This window comes from Bifidobacterium callitrichos, assembly GCF_008698085.1.
Classification (GTDB): domain Bacteria; phylum Actinomycetota; class Actinomycetes; order Actinomycetales; family Bifidobacteriaceae; genus Bifidobacterium; species Bifidobacterium callitrichos.
Map to the genome: position 1 here is coordinate 869,644 of NZ_RZJP01000001.1, position 24,594 is coordinate 894,237.

14 protein-coding genes and 4 pseudogenes are annotated in these 24,594 nt (G+C 64.4%); 9 read left to right on the top strand and 9 right to left on the bottom strand.

The features are described from left to right. Positions 1–44: 44 nt before the first annotated feature. Positions 45–3,347 (bottom strand): mupirocin-resistant isoleucine--tRNA ligase, encoded by a 3,303-nt coding sequence (gene ileS / locus EMB92_RS03760; protein WP_150393810.1) that lies wholly within the window; start codon positions 3,345–3,347, stop codon positions 45–47. 390 nt (positions 3,348–3,737) lie between these two features. Continuing rightward, on the bottom strand, positions 3,738–5,402 hold the full coding sequence (locus EMB92_RS03765) for an ATP-dependent helicase (protein WP_395951687.1): 1,665 nt from the start codon (positions 5,400–5,402) through the stop codon (positions 3,738–3,740). A gap of 48 nt (positions 5,403–5,450) precedes the next feature. On the opposite strand from EMB92_RS03765, the pseudogene EMB92_RS03770 reads away from it, so the two are divergent. After that, positions 5,451–6,839: pseudogene (locus tag EMB92_RS03770) on the top strand (phosphotransferase); the annotation flags it as partial. 737 nt (positions 6,840–7,576) lie between these two features. Next, positions 7,577–7,801, top strand: coding sequence for a DUF3107 domain-containing protein (locus tag EMB92_RS03775; RefSeq protein ID WP_107043912.1), 225 nt, complete (start codon positions 7,577–7,579; stop codon positions 7,799–7,801). A gap of 201 nt (positions 7,802–8,002) precedes the next feature. Here EMB92_RS03775 and EMB92_RS03780 read toward each other — a convergent pair whose 3' ends face one another. The 3 genes from EMB92_RS03780 to dapF all read right to left on the bottom strand — a co-directional run bounded on the left by EMB92_RS03780 (position 8,003) and on the right by dapF (position 10,667). After that, positions 8,003–8,887, bottom strand: coding sequence for a PHP domain-containing protein (locus EMB92_RS03780; RefSeq protein ID WP_150393811.1), 885 nt, complete (start codon positions 8,885–8,887; stop codon positions 8,003–8,005). A gap of 112 nt (positions 8,888–8,999) precedes the next feature. Beyond that, positions 9,000–9,746, bottom strand: a complete 747-nt coding sequence (locus tag EMB92_RS03785) for a vitamin K epoxide reductase family protein (protein ID WP_150393812.1) — start codon at positions 9,744–9,746, stop codon at positions 9,000–9,002. Between the two features lie 24 nt (positions 9,747–9,770). Then, positions 9,771–10,667: a diaminopimelate epimerase gene (dapF, locus tag EMB92_RS03790; protein ID WP_150393813.1), complete on the bottom strand. Its 897-nt coding sequence runs from the start codon at positions 10,665–10,667 to the stop codon at positions 9,771–9,773. Between the two features lie 137 nt (positions 10,668–10,804). On the opposite strand from dapF, the gene murI reads away from it, so the two are divergent. The 5 genes and pseudogenes from murI to EMB92_RS03815 all read left to right on the top strand — a co-directional run bounded on the left by murI (position 10,805) and on the right by EMB92_RS03815 (position 16,600). After that, on the top strand, positions 10,805–11,599 hold the full coding sequence (gene murI, locus EMB92_RS03795; protein ID WP_150393814.1) for a glutamate racemase: 795 nt from the start codon (positions 10,805–10,807) through the stop codon (positions 11,597–11,599). Between the two features lie 84 nt (positions 11,600–11,683). Next, on the top strand, positions 11,684–12,532 hold the full coding sequence (locus tag EMB92_RS03800) for a patatin family protein (protein ID WP_190973543.1): 849 nt from the start codon (positions 11,684–11,686) through the stop codon (positions 12,530–12,532). Between the two features lie 145 nt (positions 12,533–12,677). Next, positions 12,678–13,631 carry an SPFH domain-containing protein gene (locus tag EMB92_RS03805; RefSeq protein WP_150393949.1) on the top strand — a complete coding sequence of 318 codons (954 nt, stop codon included), beginning with the start codon at positions 12,678–12,680 and terminating at the stop codon, positions 13,629–13,631. Positions 13,632–13,752: 121 nt separating this feature from the next. Next, positions 13,753–14,746, top strand: a pseudogene (locus EMB92_RS03810) (D-2-hydroxyacid dehydrogenase). Positions 14,747–15,643: 897 nt separating this feature from the next. Continuing rightward, positions 15,644–16,600, top strand: a complete 957-nt coding sequence (locus EMB92_RS03815; protein WP_150393815.1) for a type IV toxin-antitoxin system AbiEi family antitoxin domain-containing protein — start codon at positions 15,644–15,646, stop codon at positions 16,598–16,600. A 524-nt stretch (positions 16,601–17,124) separates the two neighbouring features. Here EMB92_RS03815 and EMB92_RS03825 read toward each other — a convergent pair. Then, a complete protein-coding gene (locus EMB92_RS03825; RefSeq protein WP_150393817.1) occupies positions 17,125–18,417 on the bottom strand; it encodes an O-acetylhomoserine aminocarboxypropyltransferase/cysteine synthase family protein in 1,293 nt (430 codons plus the stop codon). Between the two features lie 722 nt (positions 18,418–19,139). Next, entirely contained in the window at positions 19,140–20,369 is a 1,230-nt protein-coding gene (locus EMB92_RS03830; protein ID WP_150393818.1) for a trans-sulfuration enzyme family protein, read from the bottom strand. Between the two features lie 205 nt (positions 20,370–20,574). Here EMB92_RS03830 and EMB92_RS03835 point away from each other — a divergent pair, with 205 nt between their 5' ends. Continuing rightward, complete coding sequence (locus EMB92_RS03835; protein WP_150393819.1) at positions 20,575–21,243, top strand: alpha/beta hydrolase; 669 nt, start codon at positions 20,575–20,577, stop codon at positions 21,241–21,243. Between the two features lie 25 nt (positions 21,244–21,268). Here the strand turns inward: EMB92_RS03835 and EMB92_RS11905 are convergent. Together EMB92_RS11905 and EMB92_RS03840 are read right to left on the bottom strand one after the other, a co-directional pair. Further along, positions 21,269–21,682, bottom strand: a pseudogene (locus tag EMB92_RS11905) (GTP-binding protein); the annotation flags it as partial. 111 nt (positions 21,683–21,793) lie between these two features. Beyond that, positions 21,794–23,554: pseudogene (locus EMB92_RS03840) on the bottom strand (GTP-binding protein); the annotation flags it as partial. 217 nt (positions 23,555–23,771) lie between these two features. Between EMB92_RS03840 and EMB92_RS03845 the strand changes: the two are divergent. Continuing rightward, positions 23,772–24,581: a 3'-5' exonuclease gene (locus tag EMB92_RS03845; RefSeq protein WP_395951691.1), complete on the top strand. Its 810-nt coding sequence runs from the start codon at positions 23,772–23,774 to the stop codon at positions 24,579–24,581. Positions 24,582–24,594: the final 13 nt, after the last annotated feature.

The following is a 24,594-nucleotide window of genomic DNA, read 5'->3' on the forward strand; positions in this document are numbered from 1 at the left end:
AGAGGGGGCCGAGAGGAGAAGAACCGCAGCTCACGCCGCTCAGCTCAGCCCTTAACCACCTCGGCCTTGAGCTCGGCGCCTTCGACGACCGTGAAGTCGTCGGCGGCGAGGGTGGCGGAGGCGATCAGGTCGCGGAAAGCCTCGACCTTGGCCGCATCGGCGGCCGGCACGGTTAGGGTCAGCGTGACGTGGTCGGCCACGTCGAGACCGGCCTCCTTACGGGCGTCCTGGATCACGCGGATCGCGTCACGGGCGTAGCCTTCGGCCTCGAGCTCCGAGGTCAGGGCGGTGTCGAGGATCACGAAGCCGCCGGTCGGCAGCGCGGCGGACACGGACACGGCCTCTTCGGCGGCGTCCTGCTCCTCCACGCGGTTGATGAGCTCGTATTCGCCGTCCTCGAGCACGATGTCGCCGTTCGGGGTCTCGACGACGGGCGCACCGGTCCCCGCGTCCACATGCCAGGCACCGGACTTGGACGCCTTGATCGCGAACTGGACGTCCTTGCGCAGACGCTTGCCGGCCACACGCGCGTTGACGCGCAGCTCGTGCACGATCTTGAGACCACGGGAGGCGGCGTCCTCCAGCGTCGAGAACTCGAGGTCCTTGACGTTGAGCTCGGACTTGAGCAGGTCCGTGTACGGCTCGACGGCGGCCACGTCCTCGGCCACGACGGTCAGCTTGCTCAGCGGCTGGCGCACGCGGATCTTGGCGGCCTTGCGCAGGGACAGGGTGCCGGAGACGACCTCGCGCACCTTCTCCATCGCGGCGACCAGCGCGGGATCGTCGACGAGCACGCGGCCCAGCTCGGTGTCCTCGCCGGTCTTCTCGTCGACGACGAACGGCCAGTCGGCCAGATGCACGGACTCGCCGCCGGTCAGGCCGCGCCACACGGACTCGGCCTCCATCGGGGCGAGCGGCGCCAGCACGCGCATGAACGCCTCGAGCACGGTGTAGAGCGTGTTGAACGCGCTTTCGTCCTTGTTGAGGAAGCGGTCACGGCTGTTGCGGATGTACCAGTTGGTGAGCACGTCGATGAAGTCAGAGGCCGCATCGCACGCGTCGGAGATCGCGAACTCGTTGAGCGACTTCTCGGCGGAGAGCACGAGGCGACGCGTACGGGCAAGCAGGTAGCGGTCCATCTGCGGCAGGGAGGCGACCTCCTCCGGACGCAGCTGGCGCGCGTCGTACCCGGCGGCGTTCGCGTACAGCGTGAAGAAGTAGTAGGAGCTCCACACCGGCAACATGACCTGACGGACCGTGTCGCGGATGCCCTCGGCGGTGACGATCAGGTTGCCGCCGCGAAGGATCGGCGAGGACATGAGGAACCAGCGCATCGCGTCGGAGCCGTACTTGTCGAACACGCCGTTGACGTCCGGGTAGTTGCGCAGGTGCTTGGACATCTTCTGGCCGTCGGAGCCGAGGACGATGCCGTGGCAGATCACGTTCTTGAACGCCGGACGGTCGAACAGGGCGGTCGCCATGACGTGCAGCAGGTAGAACCAGCCGCGGGTCTGGCCGATGTATTCGACGATGTAATCGGCCGGGAAGTGCTGTTCGAACTTCTCCTTGTTCTCGAACGGGTAGTGGAACTGCGCGAACGACATGGAGCCGGATTCGAACCAGCAGTCAAGCACGTCCGTGATGCGGTGCATGTGGCTCTTGCCGGTCGGATCGTCCGGGTTGACGCGGGTCAGGTTGTCGATCCACGGACGGTGCATGTTGATGTTGCCGTCGCGGTCGCGCGGGTAGTCGCCGAAGTCGCGCTTCAGCTCCTCGAGCGAACCGTACACGTCGACGCGCGGGTGCTTCGGATCGTCGGAGACCCACACCGGGATCGGCGAGCCCCAGAAGCGGTTGCGGGAGATCGACCAGTCGCGCGCGTTGGCGAGCCACTTGCCGAACTGACCGTCCTTGACGTTGCCCGGGATCCAGTTGATCTCCTGGTTGAGCTCCAGCAGGCGCGGCTTGATCTTGGTGACGGAGACGAACCAGGAGCTGACCGGCTTGTAGATCAGCGGCGTGGCGCAGCGCCAGCAGTGCGGGTAGGAATGCACGTAGCTCTTCTCCTGGAAGAGGATCGCGCGGCGATCCTCGGGGATGGAGGCGAGCGGACCGTCGCCGGCGCGCAGGTTGCGAAGGATCGGCAGGTTGGCGTCGAAGACGAACATGCCCTCATAGTCCGGGCACTGCGCGGTGAAGCGGCAGCCCTCGTCGAGCACGTCGGTGCTCTTGATGCCCTTGGCGTTGAGGGTGTTCATATCGTCCTCGCCGTAGGGGGCCTGGTGGACGAGGCCGGTACCTTCGACGGTGTCGACGTAGTCGGCGGTGAAGATCGTGTAGCCGTTCGGTCCGGGCACGTGGCCCTCGGACTCGGCGGTCTCGCCGGCGAAGTACGGGAAGACCGGGTAGTAGCGGCGACCGGCGAGGTCGGAGCCCTTGAGCTCGCGCACGATCTCGTAGTTCTCGCCGAGCTCCTTGGCGTAGGAGCCGAGCAGCGGCTTGCCGAGGTAGAACTTCTTGCCGGCGAACTTGCCTTCGGTGGGCCTGACCTCGACATAGTCGATGTCGGCGCCGACGACGATCGCGAAGTTGGTGGGCACGGTCCACGGGGTGGTGGTCCAGAAGACGGCGTAGGCGTCCTCCTCGTCGCGCAGCTTGACGGCCACGGAGACGGTGGTGTCCTGACGGTCCTGGTAGACGTCGGCGTCCATGCGCAGCTCGTGCGCGGACAGCGGCGTGCGATCCTTCGGGCAGTACGGCAGCACGCGGTAGCCCTGGTAGGCGAGACCCTTGTCGTAGAGCTGCTTGAACGCCCACATCACGGACTCCATGTACGGGATGTTCAGCGTCTTGTAACCGTGCTCGAAGTCGACCCAGCGGGCCTGACGGTGCACGTAGTCCTGCCATTCATGCGTGTACTTGAGCACGGAGGCGCGGCAGGCGTCGTTGAACTTGTCGATGCCCATCTTCTCGATCTGGTCGACCGAGTCGATGCCGAGCTCCTTCTGCGCCTCGAGCTCGGCGGGCAGGCCGTGGGTGTCCCAGCCGAAGACGCGGTTGACCTTGCGGCCCTTCATCGTCTGGTAGCGCGGGATCACGTCCTTGGCGTAGCCCGTGAGCAGGTGGCCGTAGTGCGGCAGGCCGTTCGCGAACGGCGGGCCGTCGAAGAACACGAACTCGTTCTGGCTGTGGTCGCCGGAGGGGTTGCGTTCGACGGACTTCTGGAAGGTGTCGTCCTTGTCCCAGTAGTCGAGGACGGTCTCCTCCATGTGCGGGAAGCTGGGGTTCGGCGCGACGTGCGCGGTCTCGCCGCCCTCGTTCGCCTTGGGATATACGTTGTCGCTCACCGTGTGGTTCTCCTCGTATATGCTTCGTTGGTTTCATACGAGGACGACTTTGGATCCGACGTCTGCCCGACGTCGAGCCCGCCACCGCGGTACCACCTCGCTTGTCATGCGCACGACCGGCTACTGCCCCGGCACGCGCCGCGTGACCGCTTGCGTTCGGCTGTTTCGGGCCGATCCCGTCGGTTCTACTGAGTCCGCGACACGCGACGCGCATGTGTGATGTACGCCGCACGCTTGGACCGTTCTTCCGAAGGCTCCCCGCTGATGACGGATCATCGCCTTGACTGCGATGCACATAGTAGCACGGCGCGTTGTCAAATCGACGGGCGATTCCACACGTGCCGCGGCCGCCCGTCGGCTCCTTCGGAGACCGGCCAGCACGTCGACGCGTCAGCTCAGGAAGCGGCTCAGCCGACGCTGCTGCGGCCCCATGCCGTCCTTGGATCGCGCATAGGACAGGTGCAGCGTATCCTCGGCGCGGGTGACGGCCACGTACATGAGCCGGCGCTCCTCCTCCAGTTCGTCGCCGGGGGCCGGAGACCCGTACGGCATCAGCCCCTCGGAGCAGCCGATGAGGAAGACGTGCTTGAACTCGAGTCCCTTCGAGGCGTGGACCGTCGAGACCGTGACCTGGCCGAGACGCGCGATCCACACGCGCGCCCGCTCGGCCTGTTCGGCCGTCGTCGGCGTCGCATCGTCCTGCCGCACGAGGCCGGAGGATGCCGTACCGGAGGATCCCGTACCGGAGGATGCCGCCGCCTCCGACTCGCGCAACGCCTCGACCATCGCGATGCGCTGCGCCGCATCCAGATCGGCGATCGGCGCGACGCCCGCACCGCCGCTGTCCCGCTTGACTCGATACCGCAGTCCCGCGTGGCGCAGCGCCGCGCAGCATACGGCCTGCTGCGCGTTGATGCGCGTGAGGATCGCGCAGTCGGACGGACTCACCCCCTGCTCCATGAGCCGCAGGATGCGCGCAGTCACGCCGCGCGCCTCCTCCTGATCGGTCTCGTACACGGTGCGTTCGACACGCCGCCCCTTCTCCCTGGCCGAGGCGAGCTTCAGATACTCGTGCCTGACCGGCGAGGCGGCGAGAATGCGATTCGCATACGAGACGATCTGCGGCGTGGACCGGTAATCGGTGTTCAGCGCGATATCGGCGGACAGGGGCGCGAACTCGTCGGCGAACCCGAGCAGATCGTAGCTCGACGCGCCCGCGAACGAATAGATCGTCTGCGCCGGATCCCCCACCACGCACACATTGCGGTTGTCACCGAGCCACAGGCGCATCAACCGGTGCTGCAGCGGCGAGACGTCCTGATACTCGTCTACGGTCAGCCAGCCCACCGAACGACGGATCGCCGCGGAAACCTCCTCGAAATCCTCGAGCACATGGCAGGCCATGAGCAGAATGTCGTCGAAATCCATCTCGCCGCGTACGGTCTTCTCCTTCTCGTACGCGTCGTAGATCTCCGCGAACCTGCCCGGCTCGAGCCCCGCCGGACGGCACCGGTCGCTCACGGCGGCGACACGCGCCACCTGATCGGGCGCCACCAGCGAGATCTTCGCCCAGTTGATCTCGTCACGCACCGTACGCACGGTCAGATCATCCTGATCCAGATCCGGATCGATCAGACGCATCGCACGCGCGGCGATGTCACGCGCATCATCGACCAGCCTCGGGAAGGGGGCGTCGCACACATCGGTCCACACGCGGCGCAGCTGGTGCAACGCGGCGGAATGGAACGTCGCCGCAGTCACCGAATCCCCGATGCCGAGCGAGGACAGACGCACGCGCATCTCCGCCGCCGCCTTGACGGAGAACGTGACGGCGAGCGTACGCGCCGGATCCCACCTGCCGGTGCGGCACGCGTAGGCGATGCGACGCGTGACCGTACGCGTCTTGCCCGCGCCGGCGCCCGCGATGATGCGCACCGGGCCGTCCAGCGCCTTCGCCGCGGCCAGCTGCATCTCGTCCAATCCCTCGAGCAGATCCTCGCCCGATCCCTCACGCCCCACGTCCATGCCCTTCATTGTGGCAAGTGGCGTGGCCATCGCGCCTCCTTGTATTACTGTGGGAGTGTGACTGAACGTAATGAACTGATGCTGGCGGCTCTGACATCGGCCGCGATGCCGTCCGTGATCGTGGCCGGCGTGTCCCCGGGAACCACGCACATCGGCGGCATCGACCAGGCTCAGGTGCGCGACCTGACCGGCAAGACGTACGACGTGTACGCCACGGACGACGAACAGGGGCGCAAGCGGCTCGCCGCGCGAGTGAAGGCGGCGAAGGCGCTCGCCGAGGCGCGCGAGCCGGGTGGTCTGGGCTTCGCGTTCGACCGCGTGCTTGCATTCGTTCCGGGAGACGATCCGAAGGGACCGACCGGCACCACGGCGGTGATGATCGCCATGCATCAGGACGGTCGCGAGCGCGATCTCAATCTGCTCACGCTCGATGACTGCTCGTCGATGGGCACGGCGATCGGCGCGATCCACCGTCTGAACCCGCTGTTCCTGGCCAAGGCCCGGTATCCGATATACGCGACCGAGCAGATCAAGGCGCAGCTGGTCGCATGGATCGCACGTCTCAAGCACGCCGGCCACGTCCCAACGGAGATCACCTCGAGCTGGTCGAGGATCCTCGAGACGGAGGGACTGTGGTCGTTCCGCACCTGCCTGGTGCACGGCGGCTTCGAGGACGGCGATGTGCGCTTCGACGGTTCGACGATCACGGCGATCAACAACTGGCAGAACATGCAGGTCAACGACCCTGCGCGCGATCTGGCGTGGATCTTCTCCAAGCTCGATGAGGATCATCGCAATGCGGTGCTCACGGCGTACGGGCGCATGATGGGCAACCGTCTGGACGACCTGATCATGCTGCGTGCCAACCTGTGGGTGCAGATGGAGCAGGTCGGCGAGTTCATTCAGGCGTTGAACAAGGCGGACACGCAGGGCATCATCCGCTTCAAGGCGCAGGTGGATCGTCTTGCGCATCAGCTGGGCGTGACCTCGCGCGCCGTCGATGACTCCAACGCCGCCGCGAAGGCCCGTCGCGCCCCGGGTGCGGGGGCCGGTGCCGGCGACCCGGATGATACGGCGGACAATCCGCCCTCGACGATCACCGTGGGCACGCTGCTCAAGGACGGCGAGCGCCGTCGCGCCGCGGCGAAGGCCGCCGAACAGGCCGCGGCGAGGGCCGCGGGAGTCCGTCCGGGGGATCCGGGCGCCGATGCGACGGCCGAATCGGACCGTACCGGTTCGGCCTATATCGAGGCGGCCGGACGCATCGCGGTGCCGACCGGCAACGACGACACCATGGATGCGCCGATCGACGCCAAGGAGGCGACGATCCCGCCAAGCTTCCACGTGGGCGGGGCACGGGCGGACGGGCAAGCCGGCCCGACCGGTGCGACCGGCTCGACGAAGCCGCAGCCGTCCTCCCCCTACCCGGACATGCCGGCGCCGTCGTCGAGCGAGACGATCACGTTGGCACCGATCGACGGCGACGATGAGGATGATGACACCGATGAACACGATGTCAGCGCGCATGCCGATTCCGACTCCGGCTCCGGGAAGGCGGATGAGGCCATGCCTGTCTCGTTCCCGGTCGCCGCGGCCGTGGCGCAGGGAGGATTCGGCACCGACCGGCTGATGGACCCACCGCAGGACGAACGTCACGACGAACATCACCGCGAGCGCGCGAACAACACGGCGACGATCGTCATCCCCCTGCTGGAACGCGAGGAGCGCGCACTGCGCGACGCACGGGCCGGTCTGGAGTTCGACGACGAGACGTTCGACGACAAGCCGACCGCCGGATCCTCCGCCGAGATTCCCGCGAAGGACGGCGATTCCGCCGCGGCCGCCGATGCGGACGAGGACGACGACACCGCGGACAACACCGCGGATGATACGAACGATGCGGAGCCGGTCGTGACCCCGGAGGCCGAACCCGAGCAGCCGCATAACTTCGACGAGACCGCAACGCCGGCCGAAACGGATGAGTCGGACGCGACGGACGAGTCGGATAACGCGGACGAGGTGACCGACGAGGACGAGGACGACGACACCGGCGAATCGGTGACCACGCCGAAGGCGTAATCGCACACGTTCCCGTCGCGCTCGGGCGTGGCTGAGGGCACAATAGTCACCAGTCACCTGACACAAACGCGTCTTGACGCATAACACTAGGAACACATCAGGAACACAGCACAAAGGAGCAGCACATGGACATCGAGTTCGGAATCCGCAACGTGGCGCGCGCCGTCACCTTCAGCACCGACGAATCGGCCGATTCGGTCAACGCCACCATCGCGCAGGCGGTGGCCGACGGCAAGCCGATCGAGCTGACCGACGACAAGGGACGCCGCATCATCGTCCCCGCTGACGCGCTCGGCTACGCGATCGTCGGTTCGGAGACCAAGCACGCCGTCGGTTTCGGCGCCATGTGACGTATTGCGACGTATTTTCCGTGTCTGCCGTATCCCGGCCATCCCGGTCATAGTCACAGCCGAATAGTCACGGCCGAATAGTCACAGCAGGGATACGGCTGCCCAGTCGAAACAAGACGATAGACAGGAGAACACGAAGCGGGGATGACTCCATAAGGAAGTCATCCCCGCTTCGCTATACGGATATCACCACACCGGATATCACCGTATCAACGGAATCGCGCCGCGGCGCACGATCTCACGCACGGTGGCATCGTCGGTCAGATTCTCGCCGAGCCTGTTGGGTTTGCCCGCGCCATGCCAGTCGGATCCGCCGGTGACGAGCAGATGCCGCCTCCGCGCGATGGCGAGCAGACGCTCGCGCTGTTCGGGGGGATTGCCGCGATGCCATACCTCCAACCCGTCCAGTCCCTCGTCGACGAGTCGTTCGATCTGCTCGTCGGACAGCAGCCGCGGATTGCGGCTCAGATCGCCGGGATGCGCGATGATGGTCACTCCCCCGGCCTCGCCGACCGCACGCACCACCTCATGCGTCGTGGGCGAAGGCGTGGGGATGTAGTACTTGGAGTTGGCGCTCACGGCACCGGCGAACGCCTCGGAACGCGTGGCGTAGACCCCGGCCGCGACGAGCGCGTCGGCGATGTGCGGACGTCCGATGGTGGTCCTGCCGCCCTCCTTGACCTGCGCCTGCACCGATTCCCATGAGATCGGGAAATCCTCGGCGAGACGCTCCACCATGCGCTTGGTACGCACCAGTCGCGCCTCGCGCGTGGAGGCGAACAGCTGCGAGATATGCACGTTGCGCGGATCATACTGCAGCCCGAGCATGTGCACGGACACGTTCTCGTCCTCGGCGGTGATCTCCGTGCCACGCAGCATCGGCAGTCCGGCCTCACGTGCGGCCCGTTCGGCCAGCTCCCATCCGGCGGCGGTGTCATGATCGGTGATGGCCACGCCGTGCAGACCCAATCGCCGCGCCTCGGCCACCAGTCCCTCGGGCGTTTCGGTGCCGTCGGAGAACACCGTGTGGCAGTGCAGGTCCCAGCCGGCCTGCGGCGGTTCGGCCGGCGTCTCGTAATGCGTCATACCTCTATCGTAACCGCTCGCCGCACGAACCGGCCCCGATGCGGATTCCCAGGAAGCTTCCCCCCGGACCTCTAGGCCTGGACCTCTAGGGCCTAGACCTCCAGTCTCCCCCTTAGGAGAGGAACGCCGCACCATCCTTGACGAGGATGATCGCCACGATCGCGACCATCCACACCACGTCAACCATGAGATCGTAGTTGAGACGATAGTAGGTGTCGAGCACGCGCGGCCTATCGGAGGCGCCGCCGGGCAGACGCTGGACCGTAGCGGTCGCGTGGGAGAGGGCCATGAACTGGATCGTGGTCGAGAACATGAGCGCCAGGCACCACGGGCACAGCGCGCGGATCACGAACAGCGACTGCGTGGTCAGCCAGTACGAATACAGCAGCGCCGCGAGTCCGCCGAACCAGGTGCATACCGCGAACCACTTCGGCACCTTCACGCGGGCCAGTCCGATCACGGCGATCGTGACGAACACCGACTCCGCGGCGATGCCGAAGAACGCGTTCGGATAGCTCAATCCGGCGAATTTGACGATCTCCGCCTGCCAGGATTGGGCCACGGCCGAGCAGGACAGCACGGAGTTGACGTCGCACGACAGCTGCTGGCCCGGATGCCTCGCCAGTTCCAGCGTCTCCGCGGACAGCACGAACGAGACGATCAGTGCCACCGCCGAGGCGATGAGCATGATCAGATACGTCCATGTGGACCCATGGCGGAATCCCGTGGGCCTGCGGTCCGCGGCATCGAAGGTCTCGTCCGATGCCGTTTCATTCAATGCCGCTTCGTCAACCGTCGATGATTCCGACGATGCCTTCGATGAAGAAGAAGATAAACCGTTTCGTGCGCTGCCGGTCATCGGCGTTCCCCTTTTCTCACGTTCTCACGCCCCCAACAGCGTGATGTCGCCGACCAGTGTAGCCGAACCGGTGAGCGTCACGTCCGTATCGGTCACATCGACGCGCAGCGTGCCGCCGCGCACGGTGATCATCCAATGGTCGACGTCGGTTTTCGCCCGCAGCGTGACCGCGGTGGCGCACAATCCGGTGCCGCATGACAGGGTCTCGCCGCAGCCACGCTCGTTGACGCGCATCGTGGCCTCGCCGACGCCGGTGGCCTCGCCGATCTCGTCGACACGCACGAACTCCACGTTCTGGTCCGATTCGATGACGGGGGCGACGACCGGCTTGGTCACCAGATCCAGCGATTCGACGTTGGGCAGGCTGGAGAACGCGTCCTCGACGACGGCGACCACATGCGGATTGCCCATGTCGACGAACGTGCCGCGGGCCGAACCATCCGTTCCAGGGATCGTGACCTCGTAGCCGTCGAGCTCGCCGCGCTTCCATGCTCCCATCTCGACGCGGAACACGTCACGTCCGAGCCCCGCTACATCGCCCAGCGAGGTCAGCGTCTTGACGCCGGCACGCGTGCCGAGACGGAACGTATCGCCGTCGAAGAGGCCGTGCCGTTGCGCGAACAGCGTAATGGCGCGCGTGCCGTTGCCGCACATCTCGGCGAGCGAGCCGTCCGCGTTGCGATAGTCCATGAACCATTCGGCACCCTGCGACTCGCAGTCGGCCACCTGCTCGGTGCTCAGATCGGACACGTCGCGCGGATGGGCGAGACGGATCAGCCCGTCGCCGCCGATGCCGAAATGACGGTCGGCGAGGAAACGCACCTCGTCCTCGGTGGGTTCGAAGGTGCCGTCCGAATCGAGGTAGACGACGAAATCGTTGCCGGTGGCGTGTGCCTTGGTGACATGCTGCGGAATGCTCATGGGCCACAGCATACTCGCCATGCGCACCGCAGGAGCGGAGTCCTGTTTGGTTTCGACATCTACGGTGAGTAGTCTGGGAACCAAGTACGTGGTACGGCTGAGCTTTGTCAGCGAGCGATGTCAGGGAGGGAACAGGCATGTCTTCGACGGCTCCGATAGGCGTGTTCGATTCAGGTTTGGGAGGCATCTCCGTGGTTCGGCAGATCGTGCGGGACATGCCGCGCGAACGGGTGCTGTATTTCGGCGATTCCGCCAACGCCCCGTACGGCACGAAGACCCCCGAACAGGTGCGCCGACTGAGCTTCGCGATCGTCGACCGGTTCGTGCACGAGGGCGTCAAGGCCGTCGTCATCGCCTGCAATACGGCCACGTCCGCCGCTGTCAACGACCTGCGCGAGACCTACGACATCCCGATCATCGGCATGGAGCCGGCGCTCAAGGTCGCCTGCGACCGCGGCGGCGTCCAATCGGACGGAAGCCACGTGCCTCAGCGCGTGATCGTCGCCGCCACGCCGCTGACGTTGCGCGAACGGAAATTCGCCCGGCTCATGGACCGTTTCGACTCCGACAACGAAATCTTCAAGGAGCCGTGCCCCGATCTCGTGGAGATCGTCGAATCGGGTCGTCTTCACGATCACGATCTGGTGATGGACACGCTGCATCGCTATTTCGACAAGTACGACCTGCATCGCATCGACTCGGTGGTGCTGGGCTGCACGCATTTCGTGTTCTACCGGGACTACTTCCGCGAGCTGCTGCCCGACAGCGCCGCGATCATCGACGGCAACGAGGGCACAGTGCGCCATCTGGACGTCGTGCTCGAATCGTTGGGCGATCTCGCCCCTCAGGACGCGCAAGGCTCGGTCGAGCTCGCCAATTCCGATCCGTCCGAGCGCATCGCGGCCCTGTCGCGCGAGCTGCTCGACGCCTGAACCGCATCTGTCCAATTCCCCTTCAATGTCCCGGCAGATGGCGTACTCTCGCTCGTAATCGGGTCATGGATCATGGAGGGAACGATGGCGAACAGGACTGCTCTGATCGATGTGGGCGGCGGATTCCGCGCGATCTTCGGCTGCGGCGTGATGGACTACATGCTCGAGGAGGGCATCGACGTCGACATGTGCTACGGCGTCTCGGCCGGCGCCGCGAACATGACCTCGTTCATCGCCCGACAGCACGGACGCAACCACACGTTCTACACGAAGTACGCGTTCCGCAAGGAGTACGCGAGCACCGAGAGCTTCCTCAAGAACCACAACTTCGCCAACCTCGACTACATCTACGGCACGCTGAGCAACCATGACGGCGAGTATCCAGTCGATTTCGAGGCGTTCGAGGCGAACCCGACCGGCTTCACGATCGTCGCGTGCAACGCGGAGGACGGTTCGACCAAGTACTTCGACAAGTCGCGTATCCGCTATGACGACTTCGACGCGGTCAAGGCCTCGTCGGCGGTGCCGGTGGCGTGCGAGCCGTACGTGGTGGACGGGGTGCCGTATTTCGATGGCGGCATCGCCGATCCCATCCCCGTGCAGAAGGCGCTGGACGACGGCTACGAGCGCGTGGTGCTGATCCTGTCGCGCCTGCGCGACGAGACGCGTCAGCAACGCCATGATCTGGCGCCGGCGCGCATTCTCGAACACACGTATCCGGCCGCCGCCGAACGTCTGCGCATGCGCTACAAGACCTACAACGACGAGATCGAACTCGCCAAGAGATACGAGGCCGAGGGGCGCGTGCTGATCCTCGCCCCCGAGGACCTCTACGGCCTCAACACCCTCAAGAAGAGCTTCGAGGGGCTGGAGATGATGTACCGCAAGGGCTACGCCGCGGCGGCCGCAATCCCCGGATTCCTCGAGAGCTGACCCACGTCCCCGTCCCTCGCGAAACGAAACGGGGATTCCCGGGTCATTCCCCTCCAACACCGATAACTGATACGATGGAACCAGCAGTTGCGACCGATGGCGGTCGCAACGCGTTGGAAGGGAAAAGACAATGGTCATCGGTGAAATGTTCGGGACCACGGCACTGATTCTGGTCCTTGTCGTGATCATCCTCGCACTGCTGATCTCGGCGATCTTCATCGTGCCGCAGCAGCAGGCGTTCATCATCGAACGATTCGGCAAATTCCAGTCGGTACAGTTCGCCGGCATCCACATGCGCATCCCGATCGTCGATCGCATCGCGATGAAGACGAACATGCGCGTCAACCAGCTCAACGTGCAGCTGGAGACCAAGACGCTCGACAACGTGTTCGTCACCGTCGTGGCGTCCACGCAGTTCCGCGTCAACCCGGAGAACGTGGCCACCGCATACTACGAGCTGCGCGATCCCGCCGGACAGCTCAGAAGCTACATGGAGGACGCGCTGCGCTCCGCCATCCCGGCACTGACGCTGGACGACGCGTTCGCCCGCAAGGACGACGTCGCCTTCGACGTGCAGAAAACCGTCGGCAACGAGATGAGCCGCTTCGGCTTCACCGTCGTCAAGACCCTGATCACCGCGATCGACCCGTCGCCGCAGGTCAAGAACGCGATGGACTCGATCAACGCGGCCCAGCGCGAGAAGGAGGCCACGCGTCAGCGCGCCGAGGCACAGCGCATCCAGATCGAGACGCAGGCCGCCGCCGAGGCCGAGAAGACCAGGCTGCAGGGTGAGGGCCAGGCCAACTACCGCCGCGAGATCGCCAACGGTATCGTCGACCAGATCAAGAGCCTGCAGGCCGTGGGCATGAACATCAATGACGTCAACAACGTCGTGCTGTTCAACCAGTACCTCGACGTGATGCGCTCGCTGTCCGAGTCGAAGAACGCGAAGACCGTGGTGCTGCCGGCCTCCACACCCGGCGGCTACCAGGATCTCTACGAGCAGGTCACCAAGGCCATGCTTACAGCCGCCGAGACACAGTCCGGAAGCGATGTTCCGGGTTCCGGCGCATCCACGGCCGGCGCCCACGCGAGGTGATCGAAGACTACTCACCGAGACGGTCACCCGCTTCGGTTAAACGGGACGAACGGGGTTATACGATTCGCGTATCGCAAGACAGCACGTAATCGACGCTCCTGATCGACCTACACTGGGAGCCATGACCGAAAGCAACGAACGCAACGCGAACAAACTGATCGTCAACTGCCTGCCGCTCACCGATGAGGAGCGGCAGGCTTTCGTTTCCGCGGCCGGCGACGTGCCGCAGGAGTTCGTCGGCAATCCGATGGAACGCGGCACGATGGGGATGGCACGCGAACGTTCCTTCGGAACTCAGGGAGCGTGCCACCGCGGTGATCGGCAACATCGACCCTGCCGAATGCGCGCAGTACCCGAACCTCGAATGGCTGCAGACGTGGAGCGCCGGCGTCGACAGGTACGTCGCGCCCGGCGTGCTGCCGGAGTCCACCCATGTGACCAACGCCTCCGGAGCCTACGGCCAGACCGTCTCCGAGCATCTGTTCGCGATGATGTGGGCGCTCATGCGGAACCTGCCGATGTACGCACGCCAGCAGAGCGAGCATCGCTGGCATGATCTGGGACGCGCGTTGTCGCCCGAAGGCGCGACCGTGCTGGTCGTCGGCACCGGCGACATCGGCTCGCATTTCGCCGGACTGTGCAAGGCCGTGGGTGCGCACACGGTCGGCGTACGCCGCAACCCCGCCAAACCTGCGGACGGCATCGACGAAATGCACGGCTTCGACGAGCTCGACGCTCTGCTGCCGACTGCGGACGTGATCGCCCTTGTCGTGCCCGCCGCACCGGACACGTTCCACCTGATCGACGGACGTCGCCTGACCCTGATGAAGTCCACCGCGATTCTACTCAACGCGGGCCGCGGCACCGCCGTCGACCCGATCGCTCTGGCGCGGGCGCTGTCCGAGGACCAGCTGCACGGCGCGGGACTCGATGTAACCGAACCCGAACCGCTACCGAAGGACAGCCCGCTGTGGGACGAACCACACTGCCTCATCACCCCGCATGTGGCCGGCGGCAACCATCTGGAGGCCACCGAACGCCGCATCGTCGCGATCGCGCTGGAGAACGTGCGCCGCTACGCCGCCGGCGAGTCGTTGACCAACGTGCGGCGGTAGCAACTGGGGTCAATAACCCGATACTGGTAACTGAGGTCAACAACCCAGTACTTCACCACCCAGTACCAACACCTCCCGGCGCCAACGCCCCGGTACCAACACTCCCCAGTACCAACACCCCCGTACCAATCCCCGGTGCCAATTCCCCGGTACCAATTCCCCGTACCAATCCCCGGTGCCACTTCCCAGTGCCAAGACTCCCCGATGCCAACGCTTCACCAGTGTTAGTCAGTCCCCCGGCGCCAACAGCCCCAGCGCCACCAATCCAGCGTCACCACCCCAGCGCCGCCACCAATCCCAGCGCCACCAATTCCAGCGCCACTTTTTCCCGAGATTTCTCCAGTGCTCGGGAATAAGTGACGCTGGTATCGAGTCAGCGTCACTTATTCCCGCTGGGTGGGCTACTTTCGGGAATAAGCGACGCTAAGAGACCGTAACGGAGGAATCTGGTAACGGAGAGAAGTAACGGAGAAGTCTGGTAATGGAAAGGGGTAACGGAGAAGTCTGGTAACGGAGAGGAAGTCTATATCGATAAGTCCGTAGTTGGTCGAAACTGTCTCTTTAAGTGCGTATCTGGTCGGTAAGTGCGCAGCTAACCGGTAAATGTGTAGCCGGTCTTGACCGTCGCCGAAATAGGGAAGGCACAACCTGAGCATCGACAATCGCCGGAGACACCCCACCGTACTAGTGGTCCGTCTCGTTAATAATTGAGGTTTCAACCATTGTCTCTCCCCCAGGCAACTTCGTTGCCAGCCCCCTCGTCAGAGGGGGCCGATACCACTCAAACAACTGCAAGACAGACCACTAGTTACCCACAACCCCTCACGGAATCGGGGTTTCGTCCACATTCCCCGATCCGGTTGCAATCATGGTCGGCGCATTCGTAACGTCACCTCCATGAAGAAGCACAAAAGACTCATCGCGATGATGCGAACGGCGCAGCAGGAACACCGCTGCGTCATCGGAAGCGACCCGGCCATTCGCCGAGCATGCCGACGACGGCTGGCCGTCGGCGAATTGATCTCGCCATACCGAAATCTATATGCCGAAACCGGGTACTGGAACTCCCTCAATGCCGAGGAGCAATCGCTGCATGTGATCCGGTCGCTGTCTATCCTTCATCCCCGATGGGTGTTCGCCGGATTGAGCGCCGCATGCCTGTACGGGTTTCAGCATTCGTATTCGCTGCACGACGGCACGACCCATATCGCCAGCACCAGTGGTGTCAAGAGCGGCGATCACGACAGACTTCATCGCATCTACATGAAACGGATCCCCGCCTGGATACATTCCAATCGCTTCCTCTTGACGTCACCCGCCAGAACGCTGATCGATTGCGCCGAATATCCGTTCGCCAATGCTCTGGCCATCTATGATTCCGCATTGCGTATGAAATTGGTCACCATCACAGATGTACGGACTTTGATGATTCAGACCGTCTGTAATGAGAAGGCCGTGTCCGAACTGTTGCGATGGGCGAATCCTCTGAGCGAGAACGGCGGAGAGTCGCTGATGCGGGGACGAATCATCGAACAGGGTTTCGCGGAGCCGCTGCTGCAGGTCGAATTCGAGAATCCCGATAACTTCTCCATGCCGTATCGCGCTGATTTCTGCTGGAAGCTAGCCGATGGAAGGATCATCGTCGCCGAATACGACGGCGTGGCGAAATATCGCGACAACAGCAACCCGAATCGAGCCAATCTCCAGTCGAAGCTCGCCTATGAACGCGAGCGGGAACGGTCCCTGAAATCACAAGGAGTCACCTCCGTTGTTCACGTCTTCTATGAGGACGTGATGGTACCGCAACGACTTGAGAGCAAGCTGGTGACCGCCGGAGTACCGAAACTAAGGTGACTTCGTCAACGTCGATCCCCCGGTCAACGTCGACCCGCCGGTCAACGTCGATCTCCCAGTCAACCAACGTCGATCTCCCAGTCAACGTTGATCCCCCGGTCCTCCCCCATCCTCGCTGTCCCTTCGACCTCAGCGTCACTTATTACCGAAATTAGCTCACCCAGCGGGAATAAGTGACGCTGACTTAAGGTCAACGTCACCTATTCCCGCGCACTGGAGGAATCTCGGGAATAAGTGACGCTGAGGAAGGAACAGGTGCCAAAGGAACCGAGAAACCAAGGACTTGGAGCCCCAAGGAACCAAGAAGCCAAGGAGACCTGAAGACCCAAGGAACCCAAGGAACCCAAGAGAACCAGAGGAACCAGAGGAACCAGAGGAACCAGAGGAACCAGAGGAACCAGAGGAACCAAAGAACCAAAGGAACCGAGAAACCAATAGGACCAAGGACCAAAGAACCGAAGGAACCGAGGGAACTCTGGAAACCGGAGGATCGAGGACCTAGGAACCACAGGGGCACTCGGCCGTCAGTATGCGCCGGCGATGGCCTGGTCGAGGTCGGCGATCAGATCGTCGGGGTCCTCGAGGCCAATGGACAGGCGGATGAGGTTGTCGGTGACGCCGGCGGCGATGCGCGCCTCCATCGGCACCTCTCGGTGGGTGATGTGCGCCGGGTCGACGATGAGCGATCGCGCGTCGCCGATGTTCGGTACGTAGGAGAACAGCCTTGTGCCGTCGATGATGCGACGGACGTTGTCGGCGCTGCCGTCCACGAGGAACGACAGGATCTGGCCGACGCCGTTGGGGAAGTACTTGCGGACCAGTTCGAACTGCGGGGTGTTGCCGAGGCCGGAGTAGTTGACCTTCACCACGTGGGGCGTGCGCGTCAGATGCTCGGCGATGCGCGTGGCGGACGCGACCTGCTGCGAGACGCGCTGCGGCAGGGTCTCCAGCCCCACCAGCGACAGGTAGGCGTTGAACGGGCTCTGCACCGCGCCGAACGTACGCAGATACTTGATGCGGATGCGCTTGATGAACGCCGCCTTGCCGAACTTCTCGGCGAAGCTGTGCCATTCGCCGGCGCGATCGTCGCTGATGACCTGCTGGCGTGCGGTGAACTGCGGGAACCTGCCGTTGGCCCAGTCGAACGATCCGCCGGAGATCACGGCGCCGCCGATGGCGTTACCGTGCCCGGTGATGCCTTTCGTGGTGGAGTGGACGACCACGTCGGCACCGTGCTCGATGGGTCGCAGCAGGTATGGAGTAGGGACGGTGTTGTCCACGATCACGGCGATGCCGTGCTCGTGCGCGAGATCGGCCAGCGGTTCGATGTCCAGCACCTCGGTGGACGGGTTGGCCACGGTCTCGGCGAAGATCGCACGAGTGTCCGGACCGATCTTCGAGGCGACCTCGCCGAGATCGTTGATGTCGTTGACGAAATCCGCGTGGATGCCGAACTGGGGCAGGAAGTCGCCGAGCGCGTCCACGCTGGCACCGTAGAGATCATACGGGGCGATGATGCGGCCGCCGCCCTCGCCCACGCACATCAGCGCGTAGGTGACCGCAGCCATGCCGGATCCCACGGCCACGGCTCCGATGCCTCCCTCAAGAGCAGCCAGACGACGTTCCAGCGCGTCGACGGTCGGATTGGCCACACGCGAGTATTCGAAACCGTCGACGTCACCGGCGGCGAGCGCCTCGCCACGCGCCGCATCGCCCAGATCGAATGCGGCCGAGGCGTATACGGGAGGGACGGCGGCGTGATCATGGTCCTTCGGATCATAGCCCGCATGGATGGCCTGCGTGGCGAACTTCGACATCGGTTCCCTCTTTTCTCATCGCCGGATCGGATGCGGCACACCAGGTGCGGCGTCGAACGGCATTCACGATGCACGGCGAATGGTGAACGTTCACTGTACGTACTGTGACGGAACCATAGCAAACCCTCGTGCATGAACCGGCGAATGGGTATCACGATTCGTCCGATGACGCTATAAGAGAAGGCTATAGGCCTCCGTCGTACGCAAGCGACGAAGGCCTATGGCGGATGTGGAAAACTGCTTGGAATGCTAGGAATAGTACAAATAATGGGAATAATACGACTGGCCTGAATGAGACCGATCATGGTCGGGCCGATGCGTGCATGCGCCACGGCAACGCACGCACGCATCGGCCCGAATACGGACATCGGAATGGGTTGGAGGCCGACAGGATCACGGGACGGGGATCCTGCCCGTCGGCTGTACGGAACTGTGAGAACCGTGCGGAAATGATCGCACCGACAGCGGCTTTCCGTTCCCACCGATGCCCTAACGACAGGAGATCTGTGAGTTTAACGCCTATGACCGGTACACGAGCCGGCCACAGGCTACATCATTCGGAAGGCTCCGGCGGCCGTGCCCGTCGTGACACGTACCTTGACACTGATCATGACAATCCCCTTTCTGTCATGGTGATGGATGGTTCTTCTCCCCTTTATCGCCGCCGGCGGATCCCCCAACCCGCCGACGACGAAGTCCTATGAGTCGGCGATCAGCCGCGATCAGGCGAACACGCCCGACGTGAGCTGTGCGAAGAGGTCGACGTCGGAGTGACGTTCGATGTACTTCGTGTACGCGATGTCGAATGCCTGACCCAGATCCTCGATCAGGTCGGCCTCGTCCTCGATGCCTACGGCCAGTCGCACCAGTTCGTCGGTGATGCCGACCTTCAGGCGCTCCTCGCGCGGCAGTTCGAAATGCGTCATCCTACACGGCAGTTCGGCGAGCGATTCGACCGCGCCGAGCGAGACCGCGAGGCGGAACACGTGCAGGTTGTCGAGCACGTCGGCCGGGTCCACGCCGGGCACGACCTCGAAGCTCAGTACTCCGCCGGCGCCCTTGAGACCCTTCTCGCGCAGCTCGGCCTCGTGCCCGGGAAGCCCCGGATAGTGCACGGTCTTGACCAGCGGGTGCGCGAGCAGGTACTGCGCGACCGCCTTGGCGTTGGCCTGCTGACGGTCCATGCGCAGCGCGAGCGTCTGGATGCCGCGGCGCACGGCGTCGCATTCGAGCGGGGCGAGCACGCCTCCGAAGCGGTTCTGCGCGAAGTAGATCCTGTTGCCGATCTCCTCGCTCAGCGTCACCACGAGCCCGGCGTTCACGTCGGAGTGTCCGGCGAGGTACTTGGTCGCGGAGTGGATGACGATGTCGGCGCCGAGGTCGAGCGGGCGCTGCAGGTACGGGGTGACGAACGTGTTGTCCACGATGGTCAGCGCCCCGTGGCGGCGGGCGATGTTGGCGATGCCGCGCACGTCGTTGACGTCGAGCAGCGGGTTGGTCAGGACTTCGAAGTAGACGGCTTTTGCCGGCGAGACGCCGTGCTCGCGATCCCCGGCGATCGCGGTTTCGAGCGCCTGGAAATCATGGGTGTCGACCGATTCGATCGTCAGCCCCCAGCGTGAGAAGTAGTCGTGGAACAGCGAGTAGGTGCCGCCGTAGATGTTCTTGCCGACGATGATGCGGTCCCCCGGCTCGAAGATGCTCAGGGTGGCGTGGATCGCGGCGAGGCCGGAGGCGAACGCGAAGCCGCGCGTGCCGTGTTCGAGCTGCGCGATCTGGCGCTCGAGGAACTCGCGGGTCGGGTTGCCGCTGCGCGCGTAGTCGTAGCGGGGCATGGCGCCGACCTCGTCGAAAGCATATGTGGTCGAGTTGTAGATCGGCGGGTTCACGGCGCCGGTGGCGTTGTCGCCGAGCGGAAGGCCGTGTACGAGCTGAGTGTTGAACCTGGTCATTGCGCACCCCCTATCGTGTGTGTCGCGCGGTTTGCTGTTGCGTGGTTTCGTTGTTCCTGTTGTGGTTGTACCGCCTGTTCGGGGTGTTCCCGTGCGGTTGGTTATGACGATAACGCATGTCGGCGCGTGATGGAATGGCGTTGCTATATGTGTTGGTTATGGAATGTTATGAGTCGGCGACATTCGACGCCTACACTTGGGAATCATGAAGATCTCCAAGGCTTTGACGCGTCTGAACGATTCCGGTTCCGATTCCTCCCGCTCCGCCGATCCGGTGTTCGTGCTGCTGCACGGATGGGGTTCCAACGAGTACGATCTGCCCGACCTGCTGCGCTACTGCGGCGCGGGTTCGGCCGATTTCGCGAGCCTTCAGGCCCAGATCGCGTACGGCATGGGGTATACGTGGTTCGGCGACTGGGCGCATGAGGGCGTGCCGGAGGGCGAGTCGCTGACCCGTCAGGCGTACGATGCGGCCGCCGCGATCGACGAATGGGTGAAGGCCAACATCCCCGCCGACCGCAGGGTGGTCACGCTGGGCTTCTCGCAGGGCGGTCTGCTTGCGGCGCACATGCTGCGCTTCGATCCCGCCCGTTATGCGGCCGCCGTGAGCTTCTCCGGATGGCTCGCCCCGGGCGTGATGGACGGCGACAAGACGCTCGAGACCTCACAGCCGCCGGTCTTCTACGGCCACGGTTCGATCGACGACATCTTCCCCGCCGCCGATGTCGCGGCGATGAGCGCGTTCTGGCGCGCACACGGCACGTTGAGCGAGCACATCTACCCCGGCATGGCCCATTCGATCAACATGGACGAACTGCGCGACGTGCAGCGCTTCCTCGAGTCGAACGATCTGATCCGCCCGCAGATCCCGTGATCGCGAATCGCGCCCTATATCACTATCACGCCGTCGCGTAGTCGAGGTGCATGAACTCGGGTACCTTGTACCATTTGACCGGGTATCCGGCGCCGTGCGCGCAGAACACCGAGTCGGGCGTGTTGTCCAAGTCCGATTCCGGATCGTATGCCGCCTGTTCGATGACGCGCGCCTGATCATGGCACGGCCGGTATCCGCCGAACGTCGCGGAGAAGCGGCCGCGCCCGTGCGTGTACGCGTTGACGTCCATCGCGTAGTCGCGCATCTCGGAGACCGGGGCAAGCCCTTCGATCAACGCGTACTCGCCGTCCGAAACGGCCGGATCGAACGTGCCGGACATGCGCTGGATGTCGGCCATCGCGCGCCCGAGCATGTCCTGCGGGACTTCGAGACGGAAGCGGTACCACGGTTCGAGCACGACGCAGTTGCCCGGATCGGCGGCCACGGCCTTCGCCATCCGCGCGACCGCCTCGGCACGCGCGTCGGCGTCAGCCGCGGTCCCGTTCGATGCCGTACCCTTCGATGCTCCCGGCGCGTCGTTCGACTCCTGCGTCTCCTCGTCCTCGTCGATCTCGTACTCGGGCCGCGCCGTATCCGTTCCGACGACCGCGTGCCCGACGACGCCGGATCGCGCCTCCATCAGCCCCTGACGGATCGCACGGTACGTGGCCTGACGGAAGTCGCCGCCCTCGGTGTGCTTCAGGTGCGCACGCGCGGCCACCAGCGTCATCTTCACGTCGGTCAATGGCGAACCGGTCAGCACGCCCAGATGCTCGCGTTCGGTCAGATGCGTAAGGATCAGACGCTGCCAGTTGCGGTCGAGCTCGTTCACGGACAGTGCGGAGGCGACGTGCACGCCGCTGCCCGGCTCGCCCGGCTCCAGAAGGATGTGCGCCTCGGCGTAGTGGCGCAGGGGCTCGAAATGCCCCACGCCTTCGATCGGACGGGTGATGGTCTCACGGTAGAGGATCGATCCGGCACCGAACGACACGTCCAGACCGAAGCGTTCGTGCAGCGTCTGCTGGATGATCTCCAACTGGACCGCACCCATCAGCTGCACGTGGATCTCCTGCACGCGCTCCACCCATACGACGTGCAGCAGCGGATCCTCGTCCTCGAGCTCGCGCAAGGCGGTGAGCACCCGATGCAGGGTGAGGTCATCGAAGCGCGGGCGATCCGCGGGAGTGGATTCGTCCGACGCGCCGACCGCGGATTCGCCGCCGGTGCCGGCCATGGAATCGGCCCCGGCGCCGGCTGCTCCGGCGGGAAGCACGGTGTAGGTGAGCACCGGCTGCATTTCGGGCGATTCGGCATCCGGTTCGATGCCCAGCCCCTCGCCGGGAAACGTGCGTTCCAGCCCGGTGACCGCGCACACCGATCCTGCCGGCAGTTCGGCGGCGATGTCGAATCGGGCGCCGTTGTAGACGCGCACCTGGTCGATCTTCTCCGCACCCTTCTCGGCGCCTTCTCCATCGATCAGCGACTTCGCCTTGAGCGTGCCGCCGGTCACGCGAAGCCAGGTGAGTCGGTTGTGCTTGTCATCGTGCGAGATCTTGAACACGCGTGCGCCGAAGTCGGCGGGCCATTGCGGTTCGCGTGCGTAGGCGGCGAATCCGTCGAGGAACTCCTCGACGCCGTCGAGCTTCAACGCGGATCCGAAGAACACGGGGAACAGTTCGCGCGCGGCGATCATCGCACGCACGCGGTCGAGCGTGATCGCGCCGGCGTCGAAGTACTCCTCCATCGCATGCTCGTCCAATGCGGCGATGTCCTCGATCTCGTCGCCGAACGGCACCGCCGCGCTTCCGTCGCTTCCGTCCGCGGACGGATCGGCACCGACCGTCGGAAGCGGATGGATCGCGTCGCTCAGCCGCGCGTGCAGCTGCGCGAGGATCGCGTCGCGGTCGAATCCGGGGGCATCCGCCTTGTTGACGAACAGGAACACCGGCACGTCGTACCGTCTGAGCAGTCGCCACAGCGTCTCGGTGTAGCCCTGCACGCCGTCGATGCCGGAGACGACGAGGATCGCGTAGTCGAGGACACGCAGCACACGTTCGGTTTCGGCGGCGAAGTCGACGTGACCGGGCGTGTCGAGCAGGGTGAGCCTGAGATCGCCGTGCTCGACGAGCGCCTGATGCGCGAAGATCGTGATGCCGCGCGCCTTCTCGAGCGCGTTGGTGTCGAGGAACGCGTCGCCGTGGTCCACGCGGCCGAGTTTGCGGATCTCTCCGGTGCGGTAGAGCAGCGCCTCCGACAGCGTGGTCTTGCCTGCATCCACGTGCGCCACGATTCCCGCTACGATCCGTGTCATCGTCCCGTTCTCTCCTTGTCGTCCGTTCTCCTCCACGCATCGACTGCGCATGCGTATCCCACCAATATAGACCGACGCCCGCGCCCGGCCTCCACGCGTACATCTACTATGGATTGAGCATTTCGAGGCCCGCGACAACGCGCGTGTCCATGCACGACGCGTGACGCACGCAGGACGCCACATAAGCCATACACACACGCAACCGAAGGAGCACCCAGTGACCGTTTCCGGCATCACCACGTTCGGCCGTACCGACGATTTCGATGATCTTCCGACCGGGAACGGTTCGGACACGGCCGGCTCTCCTGCCGCCGGATCCCTCATGTCCGGCTTCCCCACGGACTACGTGACGCTCGATCTGGAAACCACCGGCTTCTACCCGAACAGCTGCTCGATCACGGAGATCGGTGCGGTGCGCGTGCGCGACCGGCGTATCGTGGACCGGTTCCAGCAGCTGGTGAACCCGCTACGTCCGATTCCTGCGCAGGTCGTCAAACTGACCGGCATCACCGACGAGATGGTCGCGGGACTGCCGACGATCGACGAGGTGCTGCCGCGATTCGTCTCGTGGCTGTCGGCCGGCGTCTCGGCCGATCCGAACGCCTCCTACGAGCCCGAACCGGCCGGTGCCGGTGCCGGTAACACCGACACCGCCATCGCCGCCGTCCCGTTCGAGCCGATCGTCGGCCACAACGTGAGCTTCGACATCCGCTTCCTCGACTGGAACGCACGCAAGGTGCTCGGAGGCCCGTTCTCCTGCGTCGACTATGACACGATGCAGATCAGCCGCACGCTGTTCCCCTCGCAGCGCCATCACCGTCTGCTCGACCTGATCCAGCGATTCGGCATCGCGGACAACGAGGAGCATCGCGCGCTGAGCGATGCGATCCAGACCCAGCAGTGCCTCGAATGGATGCACCGCTACACGGATCGCCACGCCGGCCGTGGCTTCGGCGCGGTCGACTGGACCGACGTCACCGCCAAGGGAAACGACGCGGTCATCCATCGCCAGCTCACGCTGATCTGATCCGATCTCACGA

What these genes read in the sequence shown, in the direction of transcription:
- EMB92_RS03765 (WP_395951687.1), bottom strand. Translation starts at nt 5,402, where the DNA reads ATGGCCACGCCACTTGCCACAATGAAGGGCATGGACGTGGGGCGTGAG.
- EMB92_RS03775 (WP_107043912.1), top strand. Translation starts at nt 7,577, where the DNA reads ATGGACATCGAGTTCGGAATCCGCAACGTGGCGCGCGCCGTCACCTTC.
- EMB92_RS03780 (WP_150393811.1), bottom strand. Translation starts at nt 8,887, where the DNA reads ATGACGCATTACGAGACGCCGGCCGAACCGCCGCAGGCCGGCTGGGAC.
- EMB92_RS03785 (WP_150393812.1), bottom strand. Translation starts at nt 9,746, where the DNA reads ATGACCGGCAGCGCACGAAACGGTTTATCTTCTTCTTCATCGAAGGCA.
- dapF (WP_150393813.1), bottom strand. Translation starts at nt 10,667, where the DNA reads ATGAGCATTCCGCAGCATGTCACCAAGGCACACGCCACCGGCAACGAT.
- murI (WP_150393814.1), top strand. Translation starts at nt 10,805, where the DNA reads ATGTCTTCGACGGCTCCGATAGGCGTGTTCGATTCAGGTTTGGGAGGC.
- EMB92_RS03800 (WP_190973543.1), top strand. Translation starts at nt 11,684, where the DNA reads ATGGCGAACAGGACTGCTCTGATCGATGTGGGCGGCGGATTCCGCGCG.
- EMB92_RS03805 (WP_150393949.1), top strand. Translation starts at nt 12,678, where the DNA reads ATGTTCGGGACCACGGCACTGATTCTGGTCCTTGTCGTGATCATCCTC.
- EMB92_RS03815 (WP_150393815.1), top strand. Translation starts at nt 15,644, where the DNA reads ATGAAGAAGCACAAAAGACTCATCGCGATGATGCGAACGGCGCAGCAG.
- EMB92_RS03825 (WP_150393817.1), bottom strand. Translation starts at nt 18,417, where the DNA reads ATGTCGAAGTTCGCCACGCAGGCCATCCATGCGGGCTATGATCCGAAG.
- EMB92_RS03830 (WP_150393818.1), bottom strand. Translation starts at nt 20,369, where the DNA reads ATGACCAGGTTCAACACTCAGCTCGTACACGGCCTTCCGCTCGGCGAC.
- EMB92_RS03835 (WP_150393819.1), top strand. Translation starts at nt 20,575, where the DNA reads ATGAAGATCTCCAAGGCTTTGACGCGTCTGAACGATTCCGGTTCCGAT.